The sequence below is a fragment of the Rhodobacter calidifons genome, from assembly GCF_011174775.1.
In the GTDB taxonomy this organism is placed as follows: Bacteria; Pseudomonadota; Alphaproteobacteria; order Rhodobacterales; family Rhodobacteraceae; genus Tabrizicola; species Tabrizicola calidifons.
The window spans coordinates 70,346-84,788 of sequence record NZ_JAANHS010000003.1; the positions used below are offsets into that span (position 1 = coordinate 70,346).

Sequence of the window (14,443 nt, forward strand, 5' to 3'; positions counted from 1 at the left end):
ATGACGGCCAAGGTGATCGACGGCAAGGCCTTTGCGGCCAGGGTGCGGGCGCAGGTTGCCGAGCATGTGGCGCGGCTGAAGGAAGAGAACGGGCTGACCCCCGGCCTCGCCGTTGTGCTGGTGGGCGAGGACCCGGCGAGCCAGGTCTATGTGCGGAACAAACATGCCTCGACGATCGAGGTCGGAATGGCATCCTTCGAACATCGGCTGGATGCCGCGACCAGCGAGGCCGAGCTTCTGGCGCTGATCGACCAGCTGAATGCCGACCCGAAGGTGCACGGGATTCTCGTGCAATTGCCGCTGCCGGGCCACCTGAACGCCGAGCTTGTCATCAACCGGATCAACCCGGCGAAGGATGTGGACGGATTCCACATTTCGAACGTCGGCCTGCTGGGGACCGGGCAGAAGGCGATGGTGCCCTGCACGCCCCTGGGCTGTCTGATGATGCTGCGCGATCACCATGGCAAGCTGTCGGGCCTGAATGCCGTGGTGGTGGGGCGGTCGAACATCGTGGGCAAGCCGATGGCGCAGCTTCTGCTGGGCGACAGCTGCACCGTGACCATCGCGCACAGCCGCACCCGGGACCTGGCCGAGGTCTGCCGCCGTGCCGACATTCTCGTGGCGGCCGTGGGTCGCCCCGAGATGATCACCGGCGACATGGTGCGCCCGGGGGCGACGGTGATCGACGTGGGCATCAACCGGATCGAACGCGACGGCAAGGCGAAACTCGTCGGCGACGTGCATTATGAAAGCGCGGCGGCGGTGGCGGGGGCGATCACTCCGGTGCCCGGGGGCGTGGGGCCGATGACCATCGCCTGCCTGCTGGCCAATACGCTGACGGCCTGCTGCCGGGCCCATGGTCTGGCCGAGCCGGAGGGACTGACGGCATAGCTCGCGCGGTCGCGCACCCTACCGGGGCATCGGGATCGCCAGGGCGCGCGGGCCGGTCAGGATGGCCAGGGCGTCCCGGTCCATGAGCGCGGTGAGCGTGGCGTCATGCGACCGCAGGCCGCCGGTATAGACCCCGTAGGCGGGCAGGATCAGACGTTGGGCGTCGGCCAGGAAGCAGGGTCTCGACTGGCCTGCAAGTCGGGCCTTGGGATGGTAGTGACCTGAAATCTCTGCCGTTTCCTGCGGCTTGGCGATATGGCGGAAGGTGAAGGGGGCAAGGTGCACCTCGGCCCGGTGCGTGCCGCCGATCTCGATCGGCCCCGGGTCGTGGTTGCCGGTGATCCAGGTCCAGTCGCGCCCCGCCATCAGCCGCGCCAGCCAGAGCCGCGCGCTGTCCTCGATCCGGTCAAACGCCGCAAGGTCGTCAAAGCTGTCGCCAAGGCAGATGACCGTTTCCGCCCCTGTCGCCTCCAGGTCGCGGTCCAGTTTCTCCAGCGTGGCCAGCGTCTCATAGGGCGGCAAGAGCGTGCCCCCGCGCCGGGCAAGGCGTTCGGACTTGCCCAGGTGCAGGTCGGAGACCGTCAGCAGCTTGCGGGCAGGCCAGAACAGGGCGCCGTTGGGCATCAGGTGCAGCGTTTCGCCGTGGAAGAAAAGCGCGTGGTGCATGGAGTGCTGGATGCCCCAGCGCCGCGCCTGTGGCAAGCGTTCTGCCTCCGGCGGGAGTATTTGGAAAAAGAGCAATGGCTTAGGCCAGGCCCGCGGCTTCCATCAGGGCCTGGGCCTGCGCGCTGGCCAGCCGGTCGCGGCCTTCGCCGTGGACGGGGATGCGGCCGGGCTCGAAGAACATCGGCGCGGCGAGCGGGGTGATGCGGGAGAGGCGTTTCAGGTCGATGCGGCCCTGGATGCGGGCGAGCATGGCCTCGATGCGGGAGAAGTCGATCAGGCCGCGCAGGGCCTCTTCCCGGGTGATCTGGAGCAGCAGATGGTCGGGGTCGTAGCGGCGCAGCGTGTCGTAGAGGATGTCGGTCGAGAAGGTGGCCTGCCGCCCGGTCTTGCGGCGGCCCTGGTGGCTGCGTTCGATCAGGCCCGCGATGATGGCGGTGGACCGGAAGGTGCGCTTCATCACCGCGTTCCCGGCAAGCCAGGTGTCAAGCCCTTCGCGCAGGGTGGCGAGGTCGAAGAGCGGTGCGGGGTCGGTCACGGGGTCGAGGCCCCAGATCAGCGTGGCATAGTCGGTGGCGACGAAGCCCAGGGGGGCAAGGCCCTGTTGTTCCATCTGTTTCGTCACCAGAAGGCCGAGGGTCTGTTGGGCGTTGCGCCCCGCGAAACCGTAGATGACAAGGTGTTCGCGGCCGTCGTGGGGGAAGGATTCCAGGAGAAGCGAGTGGGCGTCGGGCAGGCGGGAAACCTCGCGTTGTTTCGCCAGCCACCAAGAGGTGTGGGCGGGAAGGTCGGGCCAGCTGTCCCTTTGGAAGATGTCGAGGATGCGGTCGGCAAGCAGGGTCGAGGTGGCGAACTTGGTGCCGTTGAACACGGCGACCTTCGGGTCGCGGCCGGGGGTCCTTGAGACCTCCACCGTCATCTCGCGCAGGCCCTCGTAGCGCACGATCTGGCCGCCGATCAGGAAAGTGTCGCCGGGGGTAAGGGTGGCGGCGAAACTTTCCTCGACCTCGCCCAGCGGGGTGCCGTGGTTGCGCAGGCGGACCTTCAGGGTCTCGATGTCGATGATCGTGCCGAGGTTCTGCCGGATCAGCGTCGCGGCGCGGGGGTCGCGCAGGTGCCATTTTCCGCCGGTCTTTTTCAGGCGCTGCCAGCGGTCGTAGGCTTTCAGCGCGTAGCCGCCGGTGGCCACGAAATCGAGGCATGCATCGAAGTCCGCGCGGGAGAGACGGGCATAGGGCCCGGCGGTGGTGACTTCGGCGTAAAGCGCGTCGGCGTCGAAGGGGCCGGCGCAGGCGGTGGCCAGGATGTGCTGGCACAGGACATCCCTCGGCCCCGGCCCCCGCGGTTCGCCGTCCAGCGCATGGGCGCGGACGGCATCGAGGGCGGCCTGACACTCCACCACTTCGAAGCGGTTGGCGGGCACCAGCAGCGCCTTCGACGGCGCGTTGTAGCGGTGATTGGCGCGGCCGATCCGTTGCACCAGGCGTTTCACGTTCTTCGGGGCGCCGACCTGGATCACCAGATCGACATCGCCCCAGTCGATCCCGAGGTCGAGCGAGCCGGTGCAGACGACGGCCCGCAAGGCGCCTGCCGTCATCGCCTGTTCCACCCTCTCGCGCTGTTCGCGGGACAGCGAGCCGTGGTGGATGCCGATCGGCAGGTCCTCGGTATTGGCCAGCCAGAGGTCGTGGAAGAAAAGCTCGGCCTGCGCGCGGGTGTTGTGGAAGATGAGGGTGGTCCGATGGCGCGCGATCTGGTTCAGGATCGCGGGAATGGCGTAACGACCGCCGCCACCGCTCCATGGGGGGGCTTCGTCGGTTTCCAGCATGGAAATGTCGGGGTCGGGGCCGGGGTCGGCCGCAAGGATCGTCGCGTCAGGGGCGAGGAAACGGGCCAGCGCGGCCGGGTTTTCCACCGTGGCCGAAAGGCCGATGCGGCGAAGCCCGGGGTTCAGAGACTGAAGGCGGGCGATCTGAAGGACCAGCTGGTCGCCGCGTTTGCTTTCGGCCAGCGCGTGGATCTCGTCGATGACAACCCGTTGCAGGCCTTTGAAAATCCTGGGCGAATCCTCGTAGGACAGAAGAAGCGCAAGGCTTTCCGGCGTGGTCAGCAGGATATGCGGCGGGTCGGCGCGCTGGCGTCGCCGCTGGGTGTAGGAGGTGTCGCCGGTCCGGTCCTCGACCCGGATCTTCAGGCCCGCGCCGTCGATGGGGGTGCCCAGATTGCGGCGGATGTCGGCGGTCAGCGCCTTCAGCGGCGAGACATACAGGGTGTGCAGGCCGGAGGGCGGAGTCTCCCCCAGTTCGGCCAGGGTGGGCAGAAAGCCGGCCAGCGTCTTGCCGCCCCCCGTGGGCGCGATCAGAAGCGTCGCGGGGTCCCGCGACCGGGCCAGCATCTCCTGCTGGTGGGGGTGCAGCGTCCAGCCCTTGGCGGCGAACCAGCGGGAAAGGGCGGGAGGCAGCGTCATCATGCGTTCTAGATAGTCCGCTGCGGCGATCAGGGAAACCGGGACGCGAGAGCGGGCAACGATTCGGCCAGGCGGGGCGCCCTTGCCCTGGCGGAGGATTTCCACCGGTCCCCTTGCCCCGCGGGCAGTTGTTCCAGCCTTTGCGATGCCGCCGGAACTGCGGCGCTTTTTCAGCAGCGGCTGCGTCATTCCGCTTGCCGGAACCCCGGCCCCCGCCTAAGCCAAGCCGCATGAGACTGTTATTCCTTGGCGATGTCGTGGGCCGGTCGGGCCGGACGGCGGTGATCAGTCGGCTTCCGGGGCTCCGGACGGCCTGGGGGTTGGATTTCGTCGTGGTCAATGGCGAGAATGCCAGTCAGGGGGCGGGCCTCACCGGCGACCATGCGAAGGAACTGCTGGCGGCGGGGGCGGATTGCCTGACGCTGGGCGACCACGCCTTCGACCAGAAGGACATGCTGAGTTTCATCGAAGCCGAGCCGCGGATCCTGCGGCCGCTGAATTTCTCCAAGGTGGCGCCGGGCCGGGGCTTCAAGGTGTTCGAGGCGACCCAGGGCCGCAAGGTCCTGGTGACGCAGGCCCTGGGCCAGGTGTTCATGAAGCGGCCCTTCGATGACCCGTTCAGCGCGCTGGAGACGGTGCTGAAGCAGCATACTCTGGGCGGTGTGGTGCAGGCGGCGATCGTGGATTTCCATGCCGAGGCGACGTCCGAGAAGATGGGCGTGGGCCACTGGTGCGACGGGATGGCCAGCCTTGTCGTGGGCACCCATACCCATGTGCCGACCGGTGACACGATGATCCTGGCCAAGGGCACGGCCTATCAGTCGGATGCCGGCATGTGCGGCGACTATGACAGCGTGATCGGGATGGAGAAGCTGGAGCCCCTGCGCCGCTTCGTTACCGGCATGCCGAAAGGCCGGTTCGAGCCGGCGGGCGGCGAGGCCACCCTGTCGGGGGTCTATGTCGAGACCGACGACAGGACCGGCCTTGCGACAAGGGTGCGGATGATCCGGGTCGGCGGCCGGTTGCAGGAGGCCCTGCCATGAGCCAGCGGGACGTGGCCGCGCCGTCCCCGTTGCAGCCTGCCCCGCCATCGCGGCCGGGGGGCGGTGCGCGCCCGTCCGGTCACTGGCTGTTCCCGGGCATCCTTCTGTGGCTCGGGATCGGCTGGGGCGCGACCCAGCCGCTGGGCAAGATCGCGACGCAGGGCGGGGCGGGCCCGCTGGCGCTGACCTTCTGGCAGGCGGTGATCGGCACGGTGACGCTGGGGGCGCTCACGCTGTTGCGCGGGCGCGGGCTGGTCTTCACCCGCCCGGCGCTGGTCTTTTACGCGGTGGTTGCGGCCTTGGGCACCGTCCTGCCGGGGCTGACCTTCTACACCTCGGTCGAGCGGCTGCCGTCGGGGATCATGTCGATCATCATCTCGACCATTCCGCTGATGGCCTTTCCCCTGGCGCTGATCCTGGGGATGGAGCGGTTCGACCGGGTGCGGTTCCTGGGCCTGGTTCTGGGTCTGGCCGCGGTGGCGCTGATCGCCCTGCCGGGGACCAGCCTGCCCGATCGCGGGATGATCGCCTTCCTGCCGCTGGCGCTGTGCGGGCCGCTGCTTTACGCGCTGGAGGCGACCTTCGTCGCCCGGTACGGCACGGCGGGGATGGATGCGGTGCAGGCGATGTTCGGGGTCAGCCTGGTCGCGGCGCTGCTGACGCTGCCCATGATGCTGGTCACGGGTCAGGGCCGGGTTCCCTGGCCGGTGGGGCGCGCGGAGGCGGCGCTGATCCTGTCCTCGGCGCTGCACGGGCTGCTTTACGCCACCTATGTCTGGCTGGCGGCGCGGGCCGGATCGGTCTTTGCGGCGCATTCGAGCTATCTGGTGACCGCGGCCGGGATGATCTGGGCCATGCTGCTTCTGGGCGAACGCCCGTCGGTGACGGTCTGGCTGGCGGTGGTGGTGATGCTGGCGGGGGTGGCACTGGTGCAGTCGCGCCAGCCGCAATCGCGCGAGGTGGAGGTCTGATGTTCGGCATTGCCCTTTCCCCCCAGGCCGAGCCCTGGGTCGCCCTGGCCATCCTGCTGGTGATGTTCGTCCTTTTCGTGCTGGAACGGACCCCTGTCGAGGTCACGGCCATCGGCGGCGCGGCGCTGATGCTGATCCTTGGAATCCTGCCGGTGAAGGAGGCGACGGCGGTCCTGGCCAACCCCGCCCCCTGGACCATCGCGATGCTGTTCCTGGTCATGGGCGGACTGGTGCGGACCGGCGCGGTCGAGGCGGTCGTAAGCCTGGTGACGCGTCAGGCGGGCGACCGCCCCGGGCCGACGGTCGTGGTGCTGATCGGGGTGGTCGCGCTGGCCTCGGCCTTCATGAACAACACGCCCCTGGTCGCGGTGATGATCCCGGTGGTGATGCAGCTGGCGATCAGGATCGGCACGGCGCCGTCGAAACTGCTGATCCCGCTCAGCTACATGACGGTGATGGGGGGGATGATCACGCTGATCGGCACCTCGACCAACCTGCTGGTGGACGGGGTGGCGGCCGACAAGGGTCTGGCGCATTTCGGGCTGTTCGAGATCGCCCCGCTGGGGATTGCCGTCACGCTGGTCGGAGGCGCCTTCCTGGCGCTGTTCGCTGACCGGCTGCTGCCGGTGCGGCAGTCGATGGGGGTATTGCTGAGCGAAAAGCGCAAGATGAAGTTCTTCACCGAGGTCGCAGTGCCCGAGGACAGCACGCTGATCGGCCAGCCGGTGCTGGACATCGACATCTTCAAGCGCGACGGCGTGCGGGTGATCGACGTGCTGCGCGGCGATGCCAGCCTGCGGCGCGACCTGGCTGCGGTGACGCTTGCGGCCGGGGACCGCGTGGTGCTGCGCACCGAGATGACGGAACTCATGGGCCTGCACGCGCGCAAGGACGTGCATCTGGTGGACAAGCTGTCCTCGGTCAAGACCGAGACGGTCGAGGTGCTGATCGGCCCGGGCTGCCGGATGGAGGGGCACCGGCTGGGCGATCTGCGCCTGCGGCGGCGCTATGGCGTCTATGTGCTGGCGGTGCACCGGCACAACCAGAACATCGGCCGGCAGCTGGACGACCTGATCGTGCGGGTGGGCGACACGCTGCTGCTGGAAGGCACGATCGAGGACATCCAGCGCCTGGCGGCGGACATGAACCTTCTGGACGTGAACCGCCCGCGCGTGATGGCGTTCCGGCGGTCGAAGGCGCCGATCGCGCTGGCGGCGATGGCGCTGATCGTCACGCTTTCGGCGCTGGAGGTCGCCCCGATCCTGCCCTTGGCGGTGATCGCCGTGGCGGGCATCCTGATCACGCGCTGCGTGGACAGCGACGAGGCGTTTTCGTTCATCGACGGGCGCCTGCTGGCGATGATCTTCGCGATGCTGGCGGTCGGCGAGGGGCTGGACCAGTCCGGCGCGGTCGAGCTGATGGTGGACGCCGTCGCGCCCTGGATGGAGAATCTGGGTCCCTTCGCCCTGCTTCTGGTGGTCTATTTCATCGGACTGGTGCTGACGGAATTCCTGTCGAACAACGCGGTGGCGGTCATCTACACGCCGGTCGCGATCCGGCTGGCCGAGAACCTGGGCCACGACCCCCGCCCCTTCGTGGTGGCGGTGATGTTCTCGGCCACGCTCGCCTTTGCCACGCCGGTGGGGTATCAGACCAACATGATGGTCTATGGGCCGGGGGGCTACAGGTTCTCGGACTTCGCGCGGGTGGGGGTGCCGTTGAACATCCTCTTGATGCTGGTGGTCTGCGCCCTGATCCCGCTGATCTGGCCCCTGTAGGAAGGAACGCGCCGATGCGCCGAGTGATGATCGCGGGACTGCTGGCGGGCTGCGCGGCGGCGGGGCAACCGCCGGTGCCGCAGGCGGCGCGGCTGTCGGCCGATGTGCTGACGCTGACCCTGGCCGACGGCACCACCTGCCGCGCCCGCTGGGCCGAAGCCGGTGGCACGGGCCGGATGGACGATTGCGGACCGGGTTTCGGCTATGCCGTCCGGGTGGTCGAGAACCCCAACATCCTGCGCCGGATCTTCACCGGGCTGACTGCGGCGCTGGGGGCCGAGGGCGCGGTCGCGCCCATGGCCGAGGTGGTGATCACCGATGCACGGGGGCGCGCGCATGTCTTCGTCTCGCCCCCGCCGGCCGACCTGTCGGACGACTGAGGCGCGGCTCGTCGTGCGACTTCGTCTTCTCCTCGCTGGGCAGCGACGAGAGCCGAAGGCGTCGAGGAGCGTTGCGGGCGGCGCGGCGTCCTGCCTGCGAGAACCTCGTGCCGGTCGGCGCAGGTTTCCCTTGGCGTCCGGCTGACTACGCCGACTGGTCAGAAGGACCGGGACGGATCTGAGCGTTCTGATTGCCAAAGAGCGCCAGAACGCCACCAACCAGTGCAAGCGCCATGAACACAGCCACCAGTGTTCCACCCAGGATTGCGCCCAGAACGGCCGTCACGATCAAGAGGGCACCTGGCAGGCGCCCCCTAGCTCCCATGGCTACCGCTCCGAGTATGATCGCAAGAAACGAGAACGCCACGCCGCCCCAACCCAGCGCAATCACAGTGTCGCCGCCATCTGCCTTCATCGCCGAACCGATGCCACCGATGAACAGGGTTACGCCCGCCGCGATTGTTCCGAAGATTCCGGCAATCAGCGCAATGATCCCACCCGCCTTCTTCATGTCCAGTCGATCTCCATGCCTTCTGTTGGCTGACCAAACCGGCGCACAATCACCCGGGACGGCACAGCTTCCTTTCCACGTCTGCAATGGAAGCTAGGCCTCCATTCAGGCATGTTTATGGCAAGGGTTGGGCCCTGCACGATCAGCCGCAGGATTAACGGCGCGCCGGGTCACGGCGCGCCGCAAAACAATGATGAATGCGATGGACAGGACTTTCGCGGTCATCTGGCCAAGACAGAAAGTCCGAGGATTGCGCTACAGGATCTTCTGCCCCGTCTTCGCCCAGTCCTGCATGAACTGGTCCAGCCCCTTGTCGGTCAGGACGTGGGAGGCCAGCGCCTTGATGACGGCCGGCGGCGCGGTGACGACGTCGGCGCCGATCATCGCGCAGTCCTTCACATGGTTGGGCGACCGGATCGAGGCGGCCAGGATCTGGGTCTTGAAGTCGTAATTGTCGTAGATCGTGCGGATGTCGCCGATCAGGTCCAGCCCGTCGAGGTTGATGTCGTCCAGCCGACCGATGAAGGGCGAGATGAAGGTCGCCCCCGCCTTCGCCGCCAGAAGCGCCTGGTTGGCGCTGAAGCACAGGGTGACGTTGACCATGAAACCCTCGGAGGTCAGGGTCTTGCAGGTCTTCAGCCCGTCCCAGGTCAGCGGCACCTTCACCGCGATGTTCGGCGCGATGGCGGCCAGCTTGCGGCCCTCGGCGATCATCTCGTCGGCCTTCAGCGCCACGACCTCGGCTGAAACCGGGCCGCTGACGAAGGAGCAGATCTCGCGCGTCACCTCGAGGATGTCGCGCCCCGATTTCAGGATCAGCGAGGGGTTGGTGGTCACGCCGTCCACCATGCCAAGGTCATGCAGCTCGCGGATCGCATCCACGTCGGCGGTGTCGATGAAGAATTTCATGGGGTCCTCCGGTATTCGGCTGGCGGGCGGTTGCGGGGGGCGCAACGGCGGGGTTGAATGCTCTCGGGGCGCGGTTTACCCCAAAGCCCGGGTAAGCGAAAGGTTGCAGCTTGGGCGAGCGGGTCTATCGGGCGGGCGACCTTGTGGGCGTGCTGACCACCGAGCCTCTCGGCGGCGCCCTGGCGGGCCGTGTGCTGGACTATCGCGCACCCGAGGGCGGCTGCGGCGACGGGGATTTCGTCGAGGTGCCGCTGGGTCCGCGCCGGGTGCTGGGCGTGGTCTGGGGGCCGGGGGAAGGCGGGTTCGACCCCGCGAGGATCCGCCCCGTGACCCGCGTGCTGGACGCGCGCCCGATGCGCGCCGAACTGCGCAGCTTCCTGACCCGCGCCGCCGACTACACGCTGACCCCCCTGCCCGCCATGCTGCGGCTGGCCACCCGCGCGCCGGGCCTGGGCGATCCGCCTTCCACCCGGCGGGTCTATCGGCTGGCCGGGCCGGTGCCGAACCAGTTGACCGAGGCCCGGCACCGGGTGATCGAGGCGCTGCGCGACTTTGGCGGCGCGCCGGTGAACCTGGGGGAACTGGCCGAGGCGGCGGGGTGCGGGGCTTCGGTCGTGAAAGGGCTGGTGAAGCTGGGCGTGGTGGCCGAAGAGGACGCCCCCCGCGACACGCCCTATCCGCGGCTGAAGGCCGACCGGGGGATGCGGCTGGCGGGCGACCAGGTGGCGGCGGGCGATGCGCTGGTGGCCGATGTGGCGCGCGGGGCCTTTGCGGCGACGCTACTGAAGGGCGTCACCGGGTCGGGCAAGACCGAGGTCTATCTGGAGGCGGTCGCGGAATGTCTGCGCCAGGGGCGGCAGGCGCTGGTCCTGCTGCCGGAAATCGCCCTGACGGCCGAGTTCCTGACGCGCGTGGAAGCGCGGTTCGGGGCGCGGCCGGCCGAGTGGCATTCCGGTGTCACGATGACCGAGCGGCGGCGGCTGTGGCGGATGGTGTCGGAAGGCGGGGCGGAACTGGTGGTGGGCGCGCGGTCCGCCCTGTTCCTGCCGTTCCAGGACCTGGGGCTGATCGTGGTCGATGAGGAACACGACACTTCGTACAAGCAGGAGGACGGCGTGCTGTACAACGCCCGCGACATGGCGGTGCTGCGCGCGGCGATCGCGGGCTGTCCGGTGGTGCTGGCCAGTGCCACGCCCTCGCTGGAGACCTGGGCCAATGTCGAGGCGGGGAAGTACCGGCGGCTGGATCTGGGGTCGCGGTTCGGGGCGGCAGAGCTGCCCGAGATGCGGGCGATCGACATGCGGGCCGAGAAGCTGCCGGGGGATCGCTGGATCTCGGGGACACTGGCCCGCAAGGTGGAGGCCGTGATCCAGCGCGGCGAACAGGCGCTGTTGTTCCTGAACCGGCGCGGCTATGCGCCGGTGACGCTGTGCCGGGCCTGCGGGCATCAGGTGGGCTGCGACCAGTGCGACGCGCGGATGGTGGAGCACAGGTTCCAGAAGCGGCTGGTCTGCCACCAGTGCGGGGCGACGAAGCCGGTGCCGGTCGCCTGCCCCGCCTGCGGGGTCGAGGGCCGGATGGCCGCCGTGGGGCCGGGGGTGGAGCGGCTGGCCGAGGAGGTGGCGGCACGGTTCCCGCAGGCGCGGGTGGCGGTGCTGTCGTCGGACCTGTTCGGCTCGGCCCGGGCCTTGAAGGAGGCCATCGCCGGAATCGCGGGCGGCGGGGCGGACATCATCATCGGCACGCAGATCGTGGCCAAGGGGCACAACTTCCCGCTGCTGACCCTGGTGGGGGTGATCGACGCGGATCTGGGCTTGCAGGGGTCCGACCTGCGCGCGGCGGAACGGACCTTCCAGCTGATGCGGCAGGTCGCGGGCCGGGCGGGGCGGACGGCGGAACGGAAGGGCGAGGCCTGGCTTCAGACGCACCAGCCGGACCATCCGGTGATCCGCGCGATCCTGGGCGGCGACGAAGAGGCCTTCTGGCGGGCCGAGGCGGCGGAACGGCGGGCCTCGGGCGTGCCGCCCTACGGGCGGATGGCGGGCATCATCCTGTCCTCTCCCGATCTGGCGCAGGTCTTCGACTTCGGGGCCGAGCTGGCGCGGCGGGCCGATCCGCTGCGGCGGATCGGGGCCGAGGTCTGGGGCCCCGCCCCGGCGCCGATCGCACGGGTAAGGGGGCGGCACCGGGTGCGGCTTCTGGTCAAGGCGGACAAGGGCGCGCCCTTGCAGGCGGGGCTGGCGGAATGGCTGGCGCAGGTCAGGCTGCCCCGGGAGCTGCGGCTGGCGGTGGACATCGACCCGCAGAGCTTTCTCTAGCCCCGGACCGGCTTCTGTTGCAGGGATCGCACATCCCGGTGCGCGCCGCGGACTTCGCTGTCGCCAGAGGTCGCGGCTTTCGCCTATAGTCCGGGGGATGTCCGCCGCAACTTCTGGACCTGCCCGATGATCGAACCCGACCTGCGCGACCGCATCCTTGCCGAACCGGAGCGTCTTCTGGACGACCGCGACGTGATGAATGCGCTGGTGGCGGCGAACGAACGCGCCATGGGTGCGAACATCGTCGATCTGCGCGGCATCGCCATGCAGCGGCTGGAGGCGCGGCTCGACCGGCTGGAGGACACGCACCGTTCGGTCATCGCGGCAGCCTACGAGAACCTCGCCGGGACCAACCAGGTCCATCGCGCGGTGCTGCATCTGCTGGAGCCCACGAATTTCGAGGCCTTCATCGCCGCTCTGACCGGCGAAGTGGCGCAGGTCCTGCGCGTCGATCATGTCCGTCTGGTGCTGGAGACCCTGCAAGAGGACGGCACCAGCGATCCGACCCTGCGCCGCCTGGGCGATGTGCTGGAGGTCGTGCCGCGCGGCTTTGTCGGCCATTACCTGACCAACGGCCGCGGCGGGCCGGGCCGCCCGGTCGTGCTGCGCGCGGTGACCGGGCTTGCCGAAGCCTTCTACGGCCCTCTGGCCGGGGAGATCCGGTCCGAGGCCCTGATGAAGCTGGACCTCGGCCCAGGCCGCCTGCCGGGCATGCTGGTCTTTGCCTCGGAAGATCCCAGCCAGTTCAAGTCCACCCATGGCACCGACCTGCTGGCCTTCTTCGCCGGCGTCTTCGAACGGACGATGCGCCGGTGGCTGGGCTAGGCGATCCCTTTCTGCCCCCGGCCCTGGGGGCGGCGCTGGGACAGTGGCTGTCGCAGCTGGCCGCGCTGGAGGGCGCGGCGGCGAACACGGTGGAGGCCTACCGCCGCGACGTGACGCGCTATCTGAAATTCCTGGTGGCCCATCGCGGCGGGGCGGAAGGCCTTGCCGCGGTCGCCCGGACCAGCCAGAGCGACCTGCGCGCCTGGATGGCCGAGGAACGCGGCCGCGGGCTGTCGGCGCGGTCGCTGGCCCGGGCGCTGTCGGCGGTGAAGGGCTTCACCGCCTGGGCGGCCGACCGCAGCGGGGCCGATGCGGCCACCGTCCTGTCGGCCCGCGCCCCGAAATTCCGCCGCAAGCTGCCGCGCCCGCTGACCGAGGACGGCGCCGGGGCGATCCTGGCAGAGATCGGCGCCGATGCGCGCGAGGACTGGATCGCCGCGCGCGACACGGCGATTGCCACCCTACTGTATGGCCTCGGCCTGCGGATCTCCGAGGCGCTGTCGCTGACCGGGGCCGACCATCCCCTGCCCGGCGTGCTGCGCATCACCGGCAAGGGCGGCAAGACCCGGCTGGTGCCGGTGATCCCGGCCGCGGCGCAGGCGGTGGCGGGTTATGTGGCGCTGTGTCCCTTCGACCTTGCCCCCGAGGCCCCGCTGTTTCGCGGTGCGCGCGGCGGGCCGGTCAATCCCCGTCTGATCCAGGCCGCGATGGAGCGCGCGCGGCTGCGCCTGGGCCTGCCGGCCACGGCCACGCCGCATGCGCTGCGCCACAGCTTTGCCACGCATCTTCTGTCGGCCGGAGGCGACCTGCGCGCGATCCAGGAGCTGCTGGGCCATGCCTCGCTGTCCACCACCCAGGCCTATACCGCCGTGGATGCCGCCCGGCTGATGGAGGTCTATGAAAAGGCCCATCCCCGTGCCTGAACCCGCCATCCCGCTGTTGCACCCCGCCTGGTAATCCGCCATCAAGTCGCCATGTCCCCGCGTCTCAAAGCCCTCTCGGTCCACCTTCTCACCGCTTCGGGCGCGGTGTTGGCGATGTTCGCCATGCTTGCCGCCGTGCAGGAGAACTGGAGCCTGATGTTCCTCTGGCTGGTCGTCGCGCTGATCGTGGACGGGATCGACGGGCCGCTGGCCCGAAGGTTCGACGTGCAGAAGAACTGGCCGACCTATGACGGGGTCCTGATGGACCTGATCGTGGACTATCTGACCTATGTCTTCATCCCGGCCTTCGCGCTGTTCCAGTCGGGCCTCTTGCCGGGGTGGACCGGGTGGCTGGCGATCATCGTGATCTGCTACGGCTCGGTGGTCTATTTCGCCGACACACGGATGAAGACCAAGGACAAGAGTTTCGCGGGCTTTCCGGCCTGCTGGAACATGGTGGTGCTGGTGCTGTTCGCCACCAAGCCGGGCGAGGCGGTCATTCTGGTGGTCGTCATCCTTCTGACCGTGGCGATGTTCACCAATCTAAAGTTCATCCACCCGGTGCGGACCAGCCGCTGGTACGAAATCTCGCTGGCGGTCTGCGTGGCCTGGATCGTCCTGGCCGCCTGGGCCGCCTGGTGGGATTTCAACGAGGGGCCGGTGGCGAAGTGGCTTCTGGTGCTGACCTCGATGTATCTGATGCTGGCGGGGATCGCGCAGCAGGTCGTCCCCGAAAGCATCCGTCGGGTCCGGTAGACCAAAAG

At 68.8% G+C, this 14,443-nt stretch carries 13 protein-coding genes; 9 read left to right on the forward strand and 4 right to left on the reverse strand.

The window, feature by feature from the left end; all coding sequences use genetic code 11:
• Window positions 1–891 (forward strand): bifunctional methylenetetrahydrofolate dehydrogenase/methenyltetrahydrofolate cyclohydrolase FolD, encoded by an 891-nt coding sequence (folD, locus tag G8O29_RS05125; protein ID WP_166402178.1) that lies wholly within the window; start codon window positions 1–3, stop codon window positions 889–891.
• Window positions 892–909: 18 nt separating this feature from the next.
• On the opposite strand, the gene pdeM is transcribed toward folD, so the two are convergent.
• Window positions 910–1,557 (reverse strand): ligase-associated DNA damage response endonuclease PdeM, encoded by a 648-nt coding sequence (pdeM, locus tag G8O29_RS05130; RefSeq protein WP_166402179.1) that lies wholly within the window; start codon window positions 1,555–1,557, stop codon window positions 910–912.
• 79 nt (window positions 1,558–1,636) lie between these two features.
• Window positions 1,637–4,024 carry a ligase-associated DNA damage response DEXH box helicase gene (locus G8O29_RS05135; RefSeq protein WP_166402180.1) on the reverse strand — a complete coding sequence of 796 codons (2,388 nt, stop codon included), beginning with the start codon at window positions 4,022–4,024 and terminating at the stop codon, window positions 1,637–1,639.
• 227 nt (window positions 4,025–4,251) lie between these two features.
• Here G8O29_RS05135 and G8O29_RS05140 point away from each other — a divergent pair, with 227 nt between their 5' ends.
• From G8O29_RS05140 to G8O29_RS05155, 4 genes are read left to right on the forward strand one after another with little or no spacing between them, the layout of a single operon-like run.
• On the forward strand, window positions 4,252–5,064 hold the full coding sequence (locus G8O29_RS05140) for a TIGR00282 family metallophosphoesterase (protein ID WP_166402181.1): 813 nt from the start codon (window positions 4,252–4,254) through the stop codon (window positions 5,062–5,064).
• Entirely contained in the window at window positions 5,061–6,035 is a 975-nt protein-coding gene (locus tag G8O29_RS05145) for a DMT family transporter (RefSeq protein WP_166402182.1), read from the forward strand. Before G8O29_RS05140 ends, G8O29_RS05145 begins: the two co-directional genes overlap by 4 nt.
• Window positions 6,035–7,813, forward strand: coding sequence for an SLC13 family permease (locus tag G8O29_RS05150; RefSeq protein WP_166402183.1), 1,779 nt, complete (start codon window positions 6,035–6,037; stop codon window positions 7,811–7,813). Before G8O29_RS05145 ends, G8O29_RS05150 begins: the two co-directional genes overlap by 1 nt.
• A gap of 14 nt (window positions 7,814–7,827) precedes the next feature.
• Window positions 7,828–8,193: a hypothetical protein gene (locus G8O29_RS05155; protein WP_166402184.1), complete on the forward strand. Its 366-nt coding sequence runs from the start codon at window positions 7,828–7,830 to the stop codon at window positions 8,191–8,193.
• A 145-nt stretch (window positions 8,194–8,338) separates the two neighbouring features.
• Here G8O29_RS05155 and G8O29_RS05160 read toward each other — a convergent pair whose 3' ends face one another.
• Window positions 8,339–8,704 (reverse strand): hypothetical protein, encoded by a 366-nt coding sequence (locus G8O29_RS05160; protein ID WP_166402185.1) that lies wholly within the window; start codon window positions 8,702–8,704, stop codon window positions 8,339–8,341.
• 255 nt (window positions 8,705–8,959) lie between these two features.
• Window positions 8,960–9,613, reverse strand: a complete 654-nt coding sequence (gene fsa / locus G8O29_RS05165; RefSeq protein ID WP_166402186.1) for a fructose-6-phosphate aldolase — start codon at window positions 9,611–9,613, stop codon at window positions 8,960–8,962.
• Window positions 9,614–9,756: 143 nt separating this feature from the next.
• Here fsa and G8O29_RS05170 point away from each other — a divergent pair, with 143 nt between their 5' ends.
• From G8O29_RS05170 to G8O29_RS05185, 4 genes are all read left to right on the forward strand, one after another.
• Window positions 9,757–11,931, forward strand: a complete 2,175-nt coding sequence (locus G8O29_RS05170) for a primosomal protein N' (RefSeq protein ID WP_166402435.1) — start codon at window positions 9,757–9,759, stop codon at window positions 11,929–11,931.
• Window positions 11,932–12,057: 126 nt separating this feature from the next.
• On the forward strand, window positions 12,058–12,756 hold the full coding sequence (locus tag G8O29_RS05175; protein ID WP_166402187.1) for a DUF484 family protein: 699 nt from the start codon (window positions 12,058–12,060) through the stop codon (window positions 12,754–12,756).
• The gene (locus tag G8O29_RS05180; RefSeq protein WP_166402188.1) at window positions 12,744–13,679 is read left to right on the forward strand and encodes a tyrosine recombinase XerC; all 936 of its coding nucleotides are present in this window, start codon (window positions 12,744–12,746) and stop codon (window positions 13,677–13,679) included. Before G8O29_RS05175 ends, G8O29_RS05180 begins: the two co-directional genes overlap by 13 nt.
• 51 nt (window positions 13,680–13,730) lie before the next feature.
• Entirely contained in the window at window positions 13,731–14,435 is a 705-nt protein-coding gene (locus tag G8O29_RS05185) for a CDP-alcohol phosphatidyltransferase family protein (RefSeq protein ID WP_166402189.1), read from the forward strand.
• The last annotated feature ends 8 nt before the right edge of the window (window positions 14,436–14,443 follow it).

Coding starts and splice junctions, on each gene's coding strand:
- folD (WP_166402178.1), top strand. CDS start 1: ATGACGGCCAAGGTGATCGACGGCAAGGCCTTTGCGGCCAGGGTGCGG.
- pdeM (WP_166402179.1), bottom strand. CDS start 1,557: ATGCACCACGCGCTTTTCTTCCACGGCGAAACGCTGCACCTGATGCCC.
- G8O29_RS05135 (WP_166402180.1), bottom strand. CDS start 4,024: ATGATGACGCTGCCTCCCGCCCTTTCCCGCTGGTTCGCCGCCAAGGGC.
- G8O29_RS05140 (WP_166402181.1), top strand. CDS start 4,252: ATGAGACTGTTATTCCTTGGCGATGTCGTGGGCCGGTCGGGCCGGACG.
- G8O29_RS05145 (WP_166402182.1), top strand. CDS start 5,061: ATGAGCCAGCGGGACGTGGCCGCGCCGTCCCCGTTGCAGCCTGCCCCG.
- G8O29_RS05150 (WP_166402183.1), top strand. CDS start 6,035: ATGTTCGGCATTGCCCTTTCCCCCCAGGCCGAGCCCTGGGTCGCCCTG.
- G8O29_RS05155 (WP_166402184.1), top strand. CDS start 7,828: ATGCGCCGAGTGATGATCGCGGGACTGCTGGCGGGCTGCGCGGCGGCG.
- G8O29_RS05160 (WP_166402185.1), bottom strand. CDS start 8,704: ATGAAGAAGGCGGGTGGGATCATTGCGCTGATTGCCGGAATCTTCGGA.
- fsa (WP_166402186.1), bottom strand. CDS start 9,613: ATGAAATTCTTCATCGACACCGCCGACGTGGATGCGATCCGCGAGCTG.
- G8O29_RS05175 (WP_166402187.1), top strand. CDS start 12,058: ATGATCGAACCCGACCTGCGCGACCGCATCCTTGCCGAACCGGAGCGT.
- G8O29_RS05185 (WP_166402189.1), top strand. CDS start 13,731: ATGTCCCCGCGTCTCAAAGCCCTCTCGGTCCACCTTCTCACCGCTTCG.